Source organism: Streptomyces sp. NPDC020681 (assembly GCF_044334895.1).
In the GTDB taxonomy this organism is placed as follows: Bacteria; Actinomycetota; Actinomycetes; order Streptomycetales; family Streptomycetaceae; genus Streptomyces.
This window is the reverse complement of sequence record NZ_JBIRTX010000001.1, coordinates 459,233-476,183: the sequence shown is the minus strand read 5'-3', so window position 1 is coordinate 476,183 and position 16,951 is coordinate 459,233. Positions and strand designations below refer to the sequence as shown.

12 protein-coding genes are annotated in these 16,951 nt (G+C 71.6%); 7 read left to right on the top strand and 5 right to left on the bottom strand.

The genetic code is table 11. The annotated features are described in order from the left end of the window. Nucleotides 1–2: 2 nt before the first annotated feature. Entirely contained in the window at nt 3–1,700 is a 1,698-nt protein-coding gene (locus ACH4YL_RS01865; protein WP_398503776.1) for a hypothetical protein, read from the top strand. 75 nt (nt 1,701–1,775) lie between these two features. On the opposite strand, the gene ACH4YL_RS01860 is transcribed toward ACH4YL_RS01865, so the two are convergent. Next, nucleotides 1,776–6,170: an FtsK/SpoIIIE domain-containing protein gene (locus ACH4YL_RS01860; protein WP_398503774.1), complete on the bottom strand. Its 4,395-nt coding sequence runs from the start codon at nt 6,168–6,170 to the stop codon at nt 1,776–1,778. A gap of 240 nt (nt 6,171–6,410) precedes the next feature. Between ACH4YL_RS01860 and ACH4YL_RS01855 the strand changes: the two genes are divergently transcribed. The 3 genes from ACH4YL_RS01855 (at nt 6,411) to ACH4YL_RS01845 (ending at nt 8,945) form a co-directional block, all read left to right on the top strand. Continuing rightward, nucleotides 6,411–7,370, top strand: a complete 960-nt coding sequence (locus ACH4YL_RS01855; protein ID WP_398503773.1) for a hypothetical protein — start codon at nt 6,411–6,413, stop codon at nt 7,368–7,370. Between the two features lie 48 nt (nt 7,371–7,418). Then, complete coding sequence (locus ACH4YL_RS01850) at nt 7,419–8,117, top strand: hypothetical protein (RefSeq protein ID WP_398503771.1); 699 nt, start codon at nt 7,419–7,421, stop codon at nt 8,115–8,117. Nucleotides 8,118–8,291: 174 nt separating this feature from the next. After that, nucleotides 8,292–8,945 carry a sigma-70 family RNA polymerase sigma factor gene (locus ACH4YL_RS01845; protein WP_398503769.1) on the top strand — a complete coding sequence of 218 codons (654 nt, stop codon included), beginning with the start codon at nt 8,292–8,294 and terminating at the stop codon, nt 8,943–8,945. Between the two features lie 42 nt (nt 8,946–8,987). On the opposite strand, the gene ACH4YL_RS01840 is transcribed toward ACH4YL_RS01845, so the two are convergent. Further along, a complete protein-coding gene (locus tag ACH4YL_RS01840) occupies nt 8,988–11,849 on the bottom strand; it encodes an AfsR/SARP family transcriptional regulator (RefSeq protein WP_398503767.1) in 2,862 nt (953 codons plus the stop codon). A 260-nt stretch (nt 11,850–12,109) separates the two neighbouring features. Here ACH4YL_RS01840 and ACH4YL_RS01835 point away from each other — a divergent pair, with 260 nt between their 5' ends. Further along, on the top strand, nt 12,110–13,075 hold the full coding sequence (locus ACH4YL_RS01835) for a hypothetical protein (protein WP_398503766.1): 966 nt from the start codon (nt 12,110–12,112) through the stop codon (nt 13,073–13,075). Between the two features lie 86 nt (nt 13,076–13,161). Beyond that, entirely contained in the window at nt 13,162–13,902 is a 741-nt protein-coding gene (locus ACH4YL_RS01830) for a Clp protease N-terminal domain-containing protein (RefSeq protein ID WP_398503764.1), read from the top strand. An 11-nt stretch (nt 13,903–13,913) separates the two neighbouring features. Here the strand turns inward: ACH4YL_RS01830 and ACH4YL_RS01825 are convergent, their stop codons facing one another. From ACH4YL_RS01825 to ACH4YL_RS01815, 3 genes are all read right to left on the bottom strand, one after another. Next, nucleotides 13,914–14,309: a hypothetical protein gene (locus ACH4YL_RS01825; RefSeq protein WP_398503762.1), complete on the bottom strand. Its 396-nt coding sequence runs from the start codon at nt 14,307–14,309 to the stop codon at nt 13,914–13,916. Nucleotides 14,310–14,750: 441 nt separating this feature from the next. After that, nucleotides 14,751–15,674: a MurR/RpiR family transcriptional regulator gene (locus ACH4YL_RS01820; protein WP_398503760.1), complete on the bottom strand. Its 924-nt coding sequence runs from the start codon at nt 15,672–15,674 to the stop codon at nt 14,751–14,753. A 98-nt stretch (nt 15,675–15,772) separates the two neighbouring features. After that, a complete protein-coding gene (locus ACH4YL_RS01815; RefSeq protein ID WP_398503758.1) occupies nt 15,773–16,339 on the bottom strand; it encodes a TetR/AcrR family transcriptional regulator in 567 nt (188 codons plus the stop codon). A 116-nt stretch (nt 16,340–16,455) separates the two neighbouring features. On the opposite strand from ACH4YL_RS01815, the gene ACH4YL_RS01810 reads away from it, so the two are divergent. Beyond that, the gene (locus ACH4YL_RS01810; RefSeq protein WP_398503756.1) at nt 16,456–16,923 is read left to right on the top strand and encodes a DUF1348 family protein; all 468 of its coding nucleotides are present in this window, start codon (nt 16,456–16,458) and stop codon (nt 16,921–16,923) included. The last annotated feature ends 28 nt before the right edge of the window (nt 16,924–16,951 follow it).

Below are 16,951 nucleotides of genomic sequence, written 5' to 3'. Positions count from 1 at the left end.
TCATGGCGCGACCAGCACTGAGCGAATGGGAAGTCCTCGACCGCTCCGACGACCCGACCCCGGGCGACGCCGAGGTACTGCGGCGGCTCGCCGTGGAATACGAGTCCATCGCCGACGACGCCGAATCCGCCTTCTCCGTGATCAACCGGCTCAGGAATTCGGACCTGGGTGAGGGCAAGACCATGGACAAGCTCCGGGAGCAGCTCGATGAACTCCCGGACCAGATCGGCAAGTTGCAGGACTCCTACCGGTCCGCGGCCGGTGCGCTCCAGAGCTATGTACCGCTTCTGGAGACCCACCAGGACCAGGCCAACCGTGCGCTGGAGCAAGGCAGAGAGGCCAAAGCCCGGGTGGACGCGGCCCAGGCCGCCGTCATGTCGGCCGGCCTGAACCTGGCCACCGCGCAGGGCCAGGAGGCGGTGCCTCCGCCGGACGACGAGCAGACCCGTGCGGCCGCGCGCGACGCGGTGGCCAGGGCACAGACGGCACACGACTCGGCGCAGGGCGAGCTGGCCGACGCGCAGTTTCAGCTGATGGCCGCCCAGCAGCTGGCGACCGACGCCGAGCAGCTGCGGGTGGGAGATGCGGCGAACGCGGCCACCGAGCTGGACGGCGCGTCCGACAATGCCGTGAAGAAGAAGAGCTTCTGGGACAGCTTCTGGGACGAGGTCGTCGGGGTGATCCTCGGCATCGCCGGGGTCATCGTCGCTGCGGTCGCCGCCTTCGTTCCCGGACTGCAGATCTTCGCCATCGGAGCCGGCCTGTTGCTCGGCGTCGCGGGGCTCGGGATGGTCATCGCCAAGGGGGTCGCGACGGGGGAGTGGGACATCGTCGGCCTCGTACTGGGCGGAATCGGAATCGCGTTCGGCGGCTTCGCCGCGATCGGAGCGCTGAAGGGCGTCAAGGGACTGGGTGGCCTGTTCAAGCCGCCGGGCCGCCCGCCGGCCCCTGCTCCGACGTCCACGCCGACGCCCACCCCGACGGCCCCCGCGCCGGTGCCGCCGCCAACCGTTCGACCGCCAACCGTCCGACCGCCGACGCCCGACGTGCCGCCACGTCCGCAGTCCGCGCCGCCGGGCACCAGCTCTCCGCCGCCGTCTCCGGTGTCGCCGACGCCGACGCCGCCCAACACTCCGGTGACGCCGCGTCCGGCGACGCCCGAACCTCTGGGGTCGCCGCGGCCGCCGGCCGATCTGCCGCCGCGCCCGGGGTCCACGCCGCCGACGGCGGACCGGCCTCCGCTGGGCGACCCAGGCCTGCCGCCGCGTCCGCAGTCCGCCCCGCCCACCATCACTCCTCCGGCGCAGGCACCGCCCACGCCGCCGAACACACCGGTGACTCCGCAGTCGCCCGTGCCGCCGTCGCCGCCGCCCAACACGCCCGTGACGCCGCGTCCTCCGTCGCCGGACTTCGTACCGCCGCCGCGTCCGCAGTCCGCCCCGCCGTCCGTCAGCCAACCGCCTGCCCCGGCGACGCCTGCCCCGACGCCCCAGGCCCCGACCCCGCCCGCGCACAGCTATCCGCCCCCGGCCCCTCCGGGGAGCAATATCCCGACCCCGCCCACCCAGCTGGACACGTTCCGGCGGATGGCCGACTACTCGGGTATCGCTCTCGCCGGCGTCGGGCTCCTGTACGGAGCCGGTGAGTTGGGCGAGGCCGTTCGCGAGAACAACCAGGGCTCCGACGGCGGCGAGCAGTAGCCGACCTGCAATCACGACGAAGGGCTCCCGCACCGTCCGCCGACGGTGCGGGAGCCCTTTCCCGTACGGGCCCGACTACAGCCGGGTCTCCGGCACCTGAAGCGTGCGTAGCTTCCCGTCTCCCGCATGGAAGAGCACCCGCCCCGGCCTGCCCCCGCCGAGCCGGCTGCGCGGCACCTTCGCGCCGATCAGCTCGCCGTCGCCGGCTGCCTGCGGACTGATCAGGGCACCCTGCCGATTGCGCCGTACCTCCACGAACCAGCCGGAGAACCCGGCCGACAGCCGGTCGGTCTGCCCGGCCAGCAGCAGCCCTCGCCCGCTCTCCGCACCGCTGCGCGCGATCTCGCCGAGCACCGGGTCCGCCTGCGACTTCTGCAACCCGTCGGCGTCGTCGACGATCACCACGACCGGGCTCGGGTCGTCATCCAGCACCTTCTCCAGGTCCTCCCGCGGAATGTCGGAGTCGGTGAACACCGCCCGTACGCCGTCCCGGCCCGCCAGATCGCGCAACGGCGAGCGGCGCGGGGCCGCGATCACCACATCGGCCCCGGCGGCCAGCAGCGACAGCGCCATCGTGAGCAGCACCGTGCTGCGTCCGGAGCGCGCGGGGCCGCCCACAATGAAGGACGGGTTGAGCGCCAGATCGACGCCCATGGCGGTCAGTTCGTCGCCGCCGACGCCGACCATGGCCCACAGCGGACCCGGATGCGGCTGCGGCACATACCCCGCGGCCTGCTCGGCGGTCAGCCGGTCCGGCAGCAGATCGACCCTGAACGGCAGCCTGGCGTCCGGCAGTTCGGCATCGCGCTCCCGGCACGCTTCGCCGATGGCGCCCAGGAGCGCTGCCTGCGCCTGCCCCGACGTGTCCGGCCCGAGCAGCGCGATCTGCACTTCGGCCTTGTCGACCGCCCGCAGCGCACGGCCGGACGGAATGTCGTCGGGCACGGACCGCTGCGGGACGCCGATCATGCTGTACTCCGACTTCTCGTTCAGCCGCAGCACCAACTTGTCCTCAGTGGTCGAACTGAGCCGCGTCGAGAACACGGTCCGGTCGCCCGCGACGACCACATGGACGCCCACGCTCGCGCCTTCGCGGAGCAGCCCGAGCACACCGTTCAGCAGGGCCCCGGAGTCGTACTCGGCGAGCGTCTTGTCGAAGACCTCCCACCGGTCGAGCAGGACGACGATGTGCGGCGGCCGCTCCGACGCGGGCAGCGCGGCCCGCAGTTCGGGCAGATCGGCAGCCCCCTTCGCGGCCAGCAGTTCCTGCCGCGCCGCCACCTCGGCGGTCAGCCGGGACAGCAGCCGGGCGAGCCGCTCCGGCTGCGTGCGCTGGACGACGGCGCCGCAGTGCGGAAGCGCCTCGAGCGCGAGCAGCGCGCCGTTGCCGCAGTCGATTCCGTAGAGATGGACGTCGGCGAAGGAGTGGGTGCGGGCGAGCGCGCCCGCGATGGTACGGAGGGTCTGCGACCGCCCGGCCCGTGGTGAGCCGATGACATGCAGATGACCGAAGGCCGCCAGATCCAGGGCCAGAGGTTGCTGTGCCTGGTCGGCGGGCAGGTCCACCAGTCCGTACGCGACCGGCGCGAGGTCATAGCCGCCGCGCTCGGGAGCCGGCAGCTCGTCGAGTACAAGACTCACGCCGAGGGCCGGGAGCCACGGGCTGTGCTGCGGGGGGATGTTGAGTTCCCGGTCGGCGTCCCGTATCGCCTGAACAAGGTCGGCGAGGTCGGTGACCGCGTCGTCCGACTGCTGAAGTGCCGCGCGCGGGCGCTGCGGCAGCGGGTGGCCCAGCTGCTCCCAGCCGAACGGCACCACCCAGGGTTCCGGAGCGGAGGCAGTCGAAGCGCCGGGCCTTCGGCCGCCGACCCTTCCCGCCTGGAACGGCACCAACGAGGTCTGGCCGAGCCGGGCATAGGCCCGGCCCGGTGTGCCCTTCGAAACGGCCGACGCCTCGGGCGAGTTGATGACGTCCTGGCTCTCGCTCTGATCGGTGACGCGGAGTGCGATGCGGAGATTGGTGTTGGCCCGGATCTCGGGCGAGACGACTCCACCGGGTCGCTGTGTGGCCAGGATCAGATGGATGCCGAGGGATCGTCCGCGCTGGGCGATGTTGACCAGGCCTTTCACGAAGTCCGGCAGATCGCGGGCCATGGAGGCGAACTCGTCGATGACGATGAGGAGTCGGGGCATCGGCGCCCGGCCCGGTTCGCGTCGCAGGAGATCGATGTAATCCTCGATGTCCTTGGCCCCGGCGGCGGCGAGGATGTGCTCGCGGCGCTTGAGCTCGGCCGACAAGGACGTCAGCGCTCGCTCCACGAGGTGGGCGTCGAGGTCCGTGACCATGCCGACGGTGTGCGGCAGGTCGACGCAGTCCTTGAAGGCCGAGCCGCCCTTGTAGTCGACGAGCACGAAGGTCATCGCGTCCGGCCGGTTGGCCACCGCCAGCGACGCCACGATGGTCTGCAGCAGCTCCGACTTGCCCGCACCGGTGGTTCCGGCGATCAGCCCGTGCGGGCCGTCGCGCCGCAGATCGAGTGCGAACGGGCCGTCCAGCGAGACGCCGACGACAGCCGACGTCGTCCGTCCGCCCGCGGCCCAACGCCCGCGTACCGCCTGTGGTGTCGGCGGATCCAGCGACAGTACGTCGAGAAGCCGCGCGGCGGACGGCAGGACCGAAGCCTCCTCGTCCGCGCCGCCCGGATCCCGCAGCGGACCCAGCGCGCGGGCCACCGAACGGCACCAGGACGTGGTGACCACATCCGCCCGTACGCCGGTGACCGTGGCCGCACCGGAGCGGCCGACGCGCAGCGTGCCGCCGGGCTCGGCGACGACCAGCGCCTGGCACTCCTCCGGCAGCAGCCGCTCCTCGGCATCGAGGCACACGGCGTACACGCCGACCATGGGCCCGTCGCGCAGGATCTGTACCACGCCCGGCAGCGAACGCAGCCGCCGTGCCCCGTCGAGGACCACCAGCACATCCGGCTCCCTGGAGGCCGGGCGCCCCGGGCGTGCGGCGGCGGCCAGCCGGGCGCCGATGAGCGCGGTGAGTTCGGCGACGCGGCGGGCAGACGACTCCGTGTCGGTGCCCACCGTGATCACGGTGTCCTGGCCGAACTGCGGGCGCACATGCGGCAGCCAGCGGATCCAAGCCCAGTCCTCCGCGCCGCCGCCGAGGCCTCCCGCGCCGGTGAGGACGTAGATCTGCACATCGCGCGGACTGTGCAGGATCGCCGCCTGCCCCACCGCCCAACGGGCCACGGCCCGCGCCGGGTCGCCGGTGCCCGCGATGCCGAGCACCCTGCTTTCGCGCAGGGCCACCGTGACCGGCACGTCATACGCCTCGCGCGGAATCTGGCGCTTGTGCTCGTCGGCCTCGGGGTCCTGGAGCACGACTTCGGATGGCTGGTCGGCGGTGCCGATGCGCAGCTCCAGGAAGTCGGCGTCGGCCTTGCGCCGCTCCCACAGCCTGCGACGCGGGCCGACGGCTGTCAGCAGTACGGCGGCCGGGTCCGGGAAGCCACGGCGGCGGGCCGTGCGCTCGGCGACCAGCGCTTCCTCGGCGTCCTTCTCGATGCGGGCCTTGGCCTCCTTGCACTTGGCCAGCCTGGTCGCGTACGACTCCTTGCCGCTGCGGCGGCTCATGACGTAACTGCCGATCACCGCCACCGGCGAGAGCAGTCCGAACAGCAGCGCGGAGAGACGGCCGAAGATCAGCACGCCGCCCGCGGCCATCAGCAGCGGCACGATCGCGGCGATGTACGGGAGCGGGCGCTTCTCCGGTTCGCCTGGCGGCGACGGCAGTCTGAACCGGGTCTCGGGCTTCGGCGGGAGCAGCCGCGGCGGCCGGTTGTAGTCGAGTCCGCCGCCGTCCTCCGAGGGTTGTACGGCGGCGTCGGGCCGCTGCGGCAGCACGAGTTCGAGCAGCGAGCCGCCCGGCGCGCCCAGCGAGAGCTGCGCCCCGGCAGGCCAGGGCGTGTCGCCGTCGATGTCCTCGCGGTCCAGCTCGAGGGGCGATCCGCCCAGGTGCGCCAGCAGGGTGCAGCGGCCGCCGGGGCCCACGCGGAGGCGGGCAGCCCGGTTGGCCGGGCGGCTGCGGCCGACCCGCACAGTGCCGTCGGACGCGGTGCCGATCTCGTACTCGCCCATGTCCAGGCGGTGCACCGTGCCCGCGCCCGTGCCACCGACGACGCGGACCTCGACCAGGCCGTCCGGCTCCTTCGCCAGGCCGCGCTGCGGGCGGGCCAGATGGACCACGGCGGCGTCCCGCAGCGGCGAGTCCTGGAGCGTCGATTCCGGGTCCACGCCCTTCCCTTCGACGATCAGGCTCGGCCCGGAGAGGGGCTCGGCGTCCCCGCCGGCCTGTGCGAGCGCCTGCGCGACCGCGGCGACCGGTGTCTGCGGATCGGCCTCGAGATGCACGTCGAAGGCGTCTCCGACGCTGTCTACGACGGTGATTCTCAGCTGCACGTGGGGCTCCGTTCTGGAGGAGTACGAGAGGAGTACGGGACGAGTACGAGGAGTTCGAGGGAGTACCGGACGGTCTCGGAGGCACTGCGAGGCGTCCGCTCTGTTACGGCCGCGCGCTCGGACGCGTTCTCTGCGCGGACCCGAGAACCGATCCACCTCCGCCGCCGTATTCGGGCTCGGTCTGCGCCTGTGTCGCCGGACCGAGCCCGAATTCCTCTGACTGCAAGGTGGTTGGACCGCATGACCGTGTCTGTTGTGCTGGCCGTCGTGATCGGCGTGCTGCTGCTCGGCGCGATCGGAGCGCTGATCCGGGAGTCCCGCGGAGCCCCGCCGCAAGGCCGTGCCCCGCGGCGGGTCGTCGGCCCCGACGTGACCGGGCGCGACGCGCTGGAAGCCGTCGATCTGGCGCTCCGCGCGCTGGCCGTCGGCTGCGCACGGGCAGGACGGGAACTGCCCGATGTGTATGTCCTGGACTGCTCGGCCGACCGCATCACCCTGAGGCTGACCCGCGCCGACACCGATCCGCCGCGGCCCTGGGACGTGGACGAGTCGGGCGAGGAGTGGTCCATCAGCAGGAAGCGGCCGACCGGCGGCGAGGACGTGGCCGGGCAGATCCAGCCCTTCCCGCTGACCGTGACGCTCGGCCTGCACGACGGCAGCCGCATGCTGGTCGATCTCGCGCGGGCCGGCGCTCCGGTCGCGCTGACCGGCGCGACCGCGGATGTGCACCGGCTGGCCGGAGCGTTCGTCGGTGAGCTGGTCACCGGACCGGTGGGCCGCGGCACGGAAGTGACGCTGATCGGCTCGGTCGCCGCCGAACTGGCCGGGCTGTCCGGCATGTCCTCCGGGCGGCTGCACACCGCGGCCACGCTCGACGAGGCGCTCGCCCGCGGCACGGACACGGCCGCGATCGGGTCGAACCGCTCGGCGTCGGTCACCCAGATCTACGGCCTCATCGAGGGCGGCGGCTCGGACGACGCCGAGTGGCGGGCACCTCGCCTGCTGGTCGTGGACGCGGACCGGTTCCGTGAGGACATGTGGGCCGGGGGCGCTCCGGCCGGACTCCGCCGGTCGGACGCGATGGTCGTACTCGGCGATGTGCCGGACGCGGCATGGCGGCTGGCGGTCGGCGTGGACGGGGGTCTGGACACCGGGGCGCTCGGCCTGGAGATCGACAAAGAGGCGGGCCGTCTGGGCTGACCCCTCACCCCCTTCGTACCGGCCCCATCCACTCTCCCGGAGACACCAATGACCCGTAAACGCCTGCTCATCGCCCTGATCAGCACCCTTGCCCTCGCACTGGCCCTTGTCGTCACCGATATCGCCACCGGCTTCGTGACCGGCGGGCAGACCGACACCACCGCGGCCACCGGCGCCCGACAGCCGTCGTCGCCTCCTGTGGCGCCGCCCCTGCCCACGGCGGAGGCCGCGCCGGGGACCCAGCCGCCGGCGGCGGAGATAGCCACGCCGCAGCCCACCGAGAAGGCCCGCTACGTCGGCATCAGCGACGACGGCCGGTTTGCGATCGCCGTCGTCGTCTGGCGTTCGGAGGCCATCGCGTATGTCTCCAACGGCACGGCGGACGAGGCCTGGCTCAGCGGTGTCGCCGGGGCCGACCGGCTGGTCCTCTCCGGAGACGAGGGCGCGGTGCTCGACGCCACCGTCCAGAACGGGACCCTGAGCGGAACCGCGGCCAAGGGCCAGTGGAAGACCAGCTTCACGCTCAGCAAGTCCGAAGCTCCGGCCGGTCTGTACCGCGCCTCGGGCACGGTCGACGGCAACGAGGTCCGCTTCGGCCTCATCGTCCTGCCGGACCAGCGGCAGACCGGCACCCAGTGGGTGAACGGAAGCCCGAAGCCCGCTCCCGGCTGGGACCTGGGCGACGCCACCGTGCCGTACCGGGGCACCGAGCTGAGGGTCGAGCCGATCGAACCCGGCGACGTCTGACCCTCGGCCGCGCCCTTCTCGGGGGCGCCCGACGAGCGTGTACCGGGCGTCTATCGGACGGCGACACAGCGGCGATCGGGTGGCGATCGACGACTGCCAGCATCAAGGAGTCCGCAGGTCGGAACTTGCGGAGGAACGGCATTTGATGCATGGCGCGCAACGGGGAGAACCAACTTGAGCACGCATCGGACGGGCTCCACGCCCACTGATTTCGCCTGTGAGAACCGCGCGGTCCGGACTCCGGCCGCGCGCCCTCACCATCACCACCTCACACCACGCAAGCGGCCGTGCGCCGAAGAGGCCGAGAAGGCGGCCCAGGCGTTCGTACGCTCCGTCTACGACACTTACGGGGATTTTCTGCTCGCCTACGCAAAAGGCTTCACGGCGGGCGATGAACAACGAGCGGAGGACATCATCCAGGAGGCGTTGATCCGTGCCTGGCGGCATGCGGCCACGCTGGGTGCCACGCCCGCGATGGTGCGGCCGTGGCTCTTCAAGGTGGTCCGCCGGCTGGCGATCGACGCCCACCGGGCACGGCAGGCCCGGCCGGCCGAGTCCGACTCGTCGGCACTCGACCACATGACCGTCGCCGACGCGGTCGAGGAAACCGTCACCGCCCAGGTCATGGCCCGCGCCATGGAAAATCTGACCGAGCCTCACCGGGAGGTCCTGGTGTTCCGCTTCTACCTGGACCGCAGCGTCGAGGAGACGGCGGCCGAGCTCGATGTCGCAGAGGGCACGGTCAAGTCCCGCACCAGCCATGCCCTCCGCTCACTGCGCCAGGTGCTGATCGCGCAGGGGTTCGCGCCGGTGAGCGCGGCAGGCTGACGGCAGGCTCCGGACAGGGCCCAGGTCGTTCCGGCCAGGGCCTTACGGCGTCGCGCCGTTGTCGAGGCCTTCGAGCTTGGCCCGGACCGCCTTCGCGGCGTCCGGGTCGAGGTCGTCGAACGCGGGGAGCGAGCTGCCCCACGACTCGCGTGCCGCCTCGCGGTCGCCGAGAGCGAGCAGCGTGTCTCCGAGGTGGCTGAGCGTGTCGGCCTCGTTGTACCGGTCCGAGATCTCGCGGTCCAGGCGGAGCGCGCGCCGGTAGAAGTCGACAGCCCGGTGGTAGTCCCGCAGTTGATGGTGGACATAGCCGATGCTGGAGCAGGTGCCGGCCTCGGCCATCCGGTCACCGAGGCGCTGGACCACGCCCAGCGCCTCCAGACAGTGATGCAGCGCCTGCTCGTACTCGCCGAGCGAGGCGTGGGTCCAGCCGAGGTTGTTCATGGCGCGCGCGTAAAGGGCCGGTACGCCCGCTTTCCGGAACAGGCCGACGGACAGCTGGGCGTGATGGAGCCCCTTACGGACCTCGCCCTGACCGGTGCGCGCCATGGCGATATTGCCGTGCACGCTGCCCTGTCCTGCCAGATCTCCGAGCCCCTCGAAGAGGATGAGCGCCTGCTGGAGATGGGCGAGCGCCTCGTCGGTCTGGTGCGTCTGGAGTTGGGCGCGGGCGAGATTGCGGTGCGCGTGCGCCGCGCCTTCGCGGTCGCCGGCCCGGCTCGCGGCCTCCAGGGCTGTGCTCTGAGTCGATATCTGCTGGTCCCAGTGGCCGCGGCGCTGGAGGAACTCCAGGAACACCCAGGCCAGTTGCCAGGCATGTCTCTCGAACCCGGCGGTGCGGGCGGCCTGTTCGATACCAGCCTGAAGTACCTGGCTCTCAGCCTGGTACCAAGTCAGGGCCTGCTCATGGTCGGCGATGTCCTCGGGCACGGCGCCGGGAGCGGGCGGAGTGAGCGACAGGACGGGCCAAATGGGATTGAGGTTGCGGGAGGCCGCGTACCCGGTGTGCAGATAGTGCGTGAGCGCGCGGTGGGTCGCTTCGCGCCGCTGCTCCTCGGAGTTGTGCGCGGCCAGCAGCTCGGTCGCGTACAGGCGCAGCAGATCGTGCGGCGCGTAGCGGCCCGGCCGGTGCTCGTCGACGAGATGGGCCCTGCTGAGTTCGGAAAGCAGCCGCCGCGCCTGCGTCGCGTCGAGTCCGGCGAGGCTCATGGCGGCCGGCACGGTCAGGTCGGGGCCCGGATGCGCGCCGAGCAGCCGGAACAAGCGGGCGGCAGCGGGGGTGAGCGCGTGGTACGACCAGGAGAAGACGGAGCGCGCGTCCACCGTGCCGTCGTCGTCGCCGAACGCGTCCAGCTGGCCCGATGAGTCCCGTAGCTCCTCGGCTATCGCGGCCAGCGGAAAGCCCGGCCGGGTCGCGGCACGGGCCGCCACCAGGGCCAGCGCCAGCGGTAGTCGGGCGCTGCGTTCGACGATTTCGACTGCCGCGTCCGACTCGGCCGACACGCGTGCGTCGCCGATCCGGCGCGCCAGCGCCTCGCGTGCCTCCGCGGGCGAGAGCACATCGAGCCGCACATGATGGGCGCCGTCCTTGACGATCAGACCCGAGAGCTGATTGCGGCTGGTGACGATGGTCATGCAGCCCGGCGCTCCCGGCAGCAGCGGACGGACCTGCGCGGTGTCGCGGGCGTTGTCCAGCAGCACGAGCACTCTTCGCCCGGCGAGCAGACTGCGGTACATCGCCGCCAGTGCGTCGACCTCCTGCGGCAGCTTGTCGCCCGGCACGCCGAGGCCCTCCAGTGCGGCACAGAGCGCAAGCGTCGGAGTGACGGGCAGGCCGGGCGCGTCGAAGCCACGCAGATTGAGATAGATCTGGCCGTCCGGGAAGCGGTCCGCGATCCGGTGCGCGCAGTGCACGGCGAACGCGGTCTTGCCGACGCCGGCCGTTCCGGCGACGACGCTGACGATGCCGTACGCCCGGGAGTCGTCCTCACCGGGCGGCGGCAACAGCTCCGCCAGCTGGGCCATCTCGCCCTCGCGTCCGGTGAACGCGCGCAGATCGTGGGGGAGTTGGGCCGGTACGGCGGTGGGTGCGGCCTGCGGTACGGCGACCGGCTCCTCGGCGGCCCTGGTGGTCGGCTCCGGGAGGAGCAGGGTGTCGTCGGCGCGCAGGATCCGCTCGTGCAGCGTCCGCAGCGCCGGGCCGGGATCGACTCCCAACTCATCGGCGAGCAGCGACTGTCCGCGCCGGTAGACCTCCAACGCGGCCGCCTGTCGGCCCGAACGGTAGAGGGCCAGCATCAGCATCTCCCGGAAGCGCTCGTCCAAGGGGTGCTCGGCGACCAGAGCGGTCAGCTCGGGCGCGGCCTCCTGATGGCCGCCGAGGTCCAGTTCCGAGGTGAGCCGTGCTTCGACGGCGGCCAGCCGCAGCCGGTCGAGATGCGTGCGCTGCGCCTGCGCCCAGGCTCCGGGTATGCCGCCGAGCGCGCTGCCCGGCCAGAGCGCGAGGGCCTCGCGCAGGAGCACGACGGACCGCTCCGGATCGCGGTCCCGGCGGGCCTGGTCGGCGTCGGCCACCAGCTGCCGGAAGGCCGCGAGATCCAGCTCGTCCGCTCCGGCGTTCATGAGATAGCCCCGGCCCACCGAGCTGATCACGGAGCCGGACTCCACGCCCTCCTCGAGCACCCGCCGCAGCCGGTGGACATACGTACGCACGGAGCTGGTCGCGGACGCCGGAACATCCTCGCCCCACACCGCGTCGACCAGCTCCTCGACCGGCACCAGCGACCCCTGCCGCACCAGCAGCACCGCCAGCACCACGCGCTGCTGCGGTGCGCCGAGCGGCACCTCGACCGAGCCCCTCCGGGCACGGACGGGTCCCAGCACAGTGAACCTCAGAAGCTCGTCCATCGGCCCTCCCCTCAATCCGGCCTTTCCACGCAAACGGATACGGGCGCGGGGGCCGCATTGCTCAACCAATTCCTGAGACGCCGTCCGCGTCAACCGCGCAACGCCGGGCCGTGGCCGATCCGATACACGGCCCCGTCCGTTCAGCCCCCTGACCTGGGATTGATCCGGCCGCCCGATCGGAGAACGCAACCGCGCCCCTGCCCGTGTCTAGGGCCGACCGCCGCGAGACGAACGGCGACCGACCCGAGGAGACTCACCCGATGCTCAACAAGAACGGCGCACTCTTTGCTTCTGTGACGGCGGTGGCGGTCCTGCTGCTGTCCGCCTGCGGAGGCACCGACGACGCGGCCGGATCCTCGTCCACCTCAGGGGCCGCGGGGGCCGCTCCGGCCGGCGCGGCGGGCTCCGGCGCGATGGACCTGACCCTGAAGTCCGGCACGGCGCGGCAGAACAATGCGCCGGGCAACAGCGGCGACGCGGCGCTCCAGCCGGGGAAGCCGGCCACGCAGCCGGTCCAGCGCCAGTGGACCCAGCTCTCGGCCTCCCAGGCGGGCAATCTGAAACCGGTGGTCGTGAATGGCCAGGGCTTCACGCTGTACCGGTTCGACAACGACACGGCCAACCCGTCCACGACCACCTGCTCCGGCGAGTGCGCCGTCACTTGGCCGCCGGTGATCGTCGATCCGGGCGGCCGGATCTTCGTCGACGGCGTGGAGTCGTCGGCCGTCGGCGTCATCACCCGTGACGACGGCACGCACCAGATCACGATCGGCGGCTGGCCGGTCTACCGCTTCAACAAGGACACCCGGCCCGGCGACACCAACGGCCAGGGCGTGGGCGGCACTTGGTTCGGCGTGACCCCGGACGGCCAGAAGGCCGGCCAGCCGGCCGAGGGCGGCCAGGACGGCGGCCAGGACGGCGGCCAGGACGGCGGTCAGGAGGCCGGAAACGGCTCTGCCGGTGACCAGGGCGGCGCACGCGCGACCAGCGCGATCCTCTTTGATGAGCCGAACTTCTCGGACAGCGGCCCTGCTCAGGGAGTCGCGGGCGAGGGCTGCCAGAACGTCGCGCGCCGGGGCGTGGCCTCCTCGGTCTCGGTGAGCGGCTCGATGGAAATCTGGTCGGAGCCCGACTGCAAGGGCGACTCGGTCGTCATCAACGGCAATGTCGCCGACCTGAACTCGGTGAACTTCGACAACAAGATCAGCTCGGTGGCGTTCGGCTGACCGTCCCGCGTTCTGCGAAGCGTTCCGCGCCCCGTCATTGTCAACAACGGGTTGACAGTGGCGGGGTGTCAACCTACGGTTGACACATGGAGAATCCAGTTCGCACGACGAACCCCGTACGTCTCGACGATCTGATCGAGGCCATCAAGAAGGTCCACAGCGACGCACTCGACCAGCTCTCCGACGCGGTCATCGCCGCCGACCATCTCGGTGACGTGGCCGACCATTTGATCGGCCACTTCGTGGACCAGGCACGGCGCTCCGGCGCCTCCTGGACGGACATCGGCAAGAGCATGGGCGTGACCCGGCAGGCGGCCCAGAAGCGCTTTGTGTCCAAGGATTCCGGCGAGACGCCGGACCTCGACCCCAGTCAGGGTTTCGGCCGCTTCACCCCGCGCGCCAGGAACGCGGTGATGGTGGCCATGAACGAGGCCCGTGCCGCGGGCAACGACAAGGTCCGCCCCGAGCATCTGGTGCTCGGTCTGCTGGCCGAACCGGAGGGGCTCGCCGCGGGCGCGATCGTCGCGCAGGGCGTCCTGCTCGACACCGTCCGGCAGGAGGCGACCGCCGCGCTCCCGGCGGCGTCGGACGAGGTGCCGGACCTCATTCCGTACGACGCGGGGGCGCGCAAGACGCTCGAACTCACCTACCGCGAGGCTCTGCGCCTGGGCCACAACTACATCGGCACGGAACACATCCTGTTCGCGCTGCTGGAGTACGAGGCCGGTACGGGCGTCCTCGCCGCCGCGGGCATCGACAAGGCGACCACCGAGGCCAAGGTCGCCGAGTCGCTCGCCACGCTCACGGCCGCCCTGAAGCAGGACTGAGCCGACAGGCCCTAGGTGACCTGGACCCGCCTGCGCTGCGGCTGGCTTCCGGCGAGGAGCGCCTCGGTGATCAGCCGGACGCCGCGAGCGAGCCGGTTCAGCTGCTCAAGCTCGACGGCGTAGAGCCTGATGGCCGACTCGATGACCTGGTCGGAGACGCCCAGCGTGGGCAGTTCGGCCCGGCAGGTCTGGAGTGCGGTGCGCACGGCCCGTATCTCGTGCTGCAGCTGGAGCTGCGCGTGCCGGGCCAGCAGGATGTTGTGGCGCGTCAGGGTCGAGTAGCCGGCGTAGCGGGCCGGCAGGAGGTCTCGGAGCCACCGGGCCGCCGTGCGCTCCCAGTCGGGAGTGCCGGGCGCGTTGACCTGGTACGGCCAGTCAGAGCCGATCGGTGTGTAGGTCTGGGACATCGTCGTCGCTTCCGATTGTGCGGATCGGCGCAGGATCGCTGGCCTGGGATTTCTGGCGGCCCCGGCCCAGGGGTTGACCGGGGCCGCCTAGGGGACACTCCGCAGGGGGCGGAATGCCCGGATGGAACACCGCGTGGAGTGGCGCGAGGAGGAGTGCGCCGTCCAGCGGTGTCCGGTCTATCTGGCCCGCGACGGCTCGCCGCAGTCGGCCGATGGGGGCCGAGGCTTGGTGTGCATGGTGCGTGCGGCCGACTTTCCTTGGTGAAGGGCGGGAAGCAGGCTCTGGATCCTTCGGATCGCAGGGCCGTCCAAGGCAGTAAATATATATACCGTCTGGTAATCAAGGGTATGAAAAATTTCATGCTCTGCTCGACGTGAAAACCCCTGTGCCGGACGGGGCTGCCGGGTCAGTGGTGGGGTGCGTTCCCGGTGAGGGCGGGATCAGTCCTCGAGGAAGAAGGTGTGCTGCTCGGCGGCCTGTTCATAGCCCTCGAGCCGGACCTGCGTACGCTGCGGATCGGCGTCGGCCATGGCCTGCAGCAGCGCCGCGGACAGTACGCCGGGCGCCGCGTAAGAGTCGAAGACCAGGCGTGATCCGGTGCCCGCGGTCAGCGCCACATCGGCCTCCTCCACCAGCGGCCCGAGCGCCAGGTCGGTGATCAGCGCGACGCGCAGGCCGGTGCTGCGGGCCGCCCGCATCGCCGCGAGCGTCTCCTTGGCGTGCCTCGGCATCGCGAAGGCCAGCACCCAGGTCCCGCCCGCCTCCCGCGACTGGAGCAGCCCGTCGTAGGCGACGCTGCCGCCGCGGGTCACGGTGCGCACGTCGGGATGGATGCGCCGGGCGGCGTAGGCGAAGTACTCCGCGAGCGACACCGAGATCCGCAGGCCGAGAATGGTCAGCGGGACCGAACGGGCCAGCTCGCGGCCCACGTCCAGCACCTGATGGGTGTCGGCGAGCAGGCGGCGCAGATTCTCCAGGTTCTCGATCTCCGCGTCGACGGCGGCCTGCAGCTCATTGCGCCGGATCTCCTCGCGGGTGTCCGGCGAACCGGCGACCGCGCTCAGCGCGATGGGCTGCAGCGCCTCACGCAGCGCCGGATAGCCGCTGAACCCCAGCGAGGAGGCGAACCGGGTCACCGAGGGCTGGCTGACGCCGACGCGTTCGGCGAGTTCCGTGATCGACAGGAACGCGGCCTCGGTGAGGTGATCGACCAGATACTGGGCGATGCGCCGCTGCGCGGGCGACAGCCGGTGGCCGCCGAAGAGGGCGAGAACCCTGTCGGTGGGCGGCGGCTCGGCCTCGACCGACGGTCGCCCCGGCGTGATCGCAGACGCCTGTGCGCGTGCCTGCTGATCTGAGGCCACCGGTGTCACTCCTTCTCGTCCGGATCCTGCTCAAGATAGCTCAGTCACCCTGGTCGCAGGCCGGAACGGACTCCGGGCGAGCCCGCTTTCGGCCGCGGTCAGTGCCCGCTCGGCTCCGCGCTCCGCAGCATCAGGGCCGCGCCCCGCCGCGCGTGGCGCGCCGGCTCCGCCGAGCCGGTGATGGCCGCGGTGGTCATCGCGCCTTCGGCGAGGAGTACGAGCGGATCCGACAGCGTCTCGGGAAGTCCGGCTGCCTGCACCAGGCTCGCGACGTACTCGCGGAAGGCCGCCTTGTGGTGGCGTGCGGCCGCGGCGACGGCCGGATCGACCGCTCCGAGCTCGCCGAAGGAGTTGATGAACGCACAGCCGTGGAAGCCGGGTTCGGCGAACCACAGGGCCAGCCAGTCGTAGACGGCGAGGATGCGGTCCGGGCCCGCGGGCCGGCGGTCCGCGTAGTCGACGAGCTCCGAGCGCCAGCGGACATCGCGCCGCTCCAGATAGGCCCGCACCAGATCGGCCTTGGACGGAAAGACCTGGTAGAGGCGCTTGAGAGAGACGCCTGACGCGGCCCGGATCTCGTCCATGCCGACGGCCTGCACGCCGCGCTCGTAGTAGAGCTCCTCGGCGGCGTCGAGCAGTCTCGTACGTGCTTCGTCACGGTCCATCGGGGTGCTCCACTTGCGCGAGAATCATCGTTCTCCTAACGTACAACGCGGAGCGGAGAACGCACGTTCTCGCCCGGCCGACCGTGGCCGGCCGCACCCAAGCACCGGGAGAAGCCATGTCCGCGAAGCCGCCCGTCCCGCCCTTCACACGGGAGTCCGCCATCGAGAAGGTCCGTCTCGCCGAGGACGGCTGGAACAGCCGCACGCCGGAGAAGGTGGCCCTCGCCTACACCGAGGACTCGCGCTGGCGGAACCGCGCGGAGTGGGTGACCGGACGCGAGGAGATCGTCGCCTTTCTGGCCCGCAAGTGGTCGAGGGAGCTCGACTACCGCCTGATCAAGGAGCTGTGGGCGTACGACGACCACCGCATCGCGGTCCGCTTCGCCTACGAGTGGCACGACGACGCCGGCACCTGGTACCGCTCGTACGGCAACGAGAACTGGGAGTTCGACGACAACGGCCTGATGCGCACGCGCCACGCCTGCATCAACGACGCGCCCATCAAGGAGTCCGACCGCGCCTACCACTGGCCGCTCGGCCGCCGCCCCGACGACCACCCCGGTCTCTCCGACCTCGGCTTCTGAGCCCCGGTCTCCGGTCCAGGGCCGGCAG

Bases quoted from the DNA above. Each gene is read 5' to 3' on its own strand.
- ACH4YL_RS01865 (WP_398503776.1), top strand. From the start codon at position 3: ATGGCGCGACCAGCACTGAGCGAATGGGAAGTCCTCGACCGCTCCGAC.
- ACH4YL_RS01855 (WP_398503773.1), top strand. From the start codon at position 6,411: ATGACCGTGTCTGTTGTGCTGGCCGTCGTGATCGGCGTGCTGCTGCTC.
- ACH4YL_RS01850 (WP_398503771.1), top strand. From the start codon at position 7,419: ATGACCCGTAAACGCCTGCTCATCGCCCTGATCAGCACCCTTGCCCTC.
- ACH4YL_RS01840 (WP_398503767.1), bottom strand. From the start codon at position 11,849: ATGGACGAGCTTCTGAGGTTCACTGTGCTGGGACCCGTCCGTGCCCGG.
- ACH4YL_RS01835 (WP_398503766.1), top strand. From the start codon at position 12,110: ATGCTCAACAAGAACGGCGCACTCTTTGCTTCTGTGACGGCGGTGGCG.
- ACH4YL_RS01830 (WP_398503764.1), top strand. From the start codon at position 13,162: ATGGAGAATCCAGTTCGCACGACGAACCCCGTACGTCTCGACGATCTG.
- ACH4YL_RS01825 (WP_398503762.1), bottom strand. From the start codon at position 14,309: ATGTCCCAGACCTACACACCGATCGGCTCTGACTGGCCGTACCAGGTC.
- ACH4YL_RS01815 (WP_398503758.1), bottom strand. From the start codon at position 16,339: ATGGACCGTGACGAAGCACGTACGAGACTGCTCGACGCCGCCGAGGAG.
- ACH4YL_RS01810 (WP_398503756.1), top strand. From the start codon at position 16,456: ATGTCCGCGAAGCCGCCCGTCCCGCCCTTCACACGGGAGTCCGCCATC.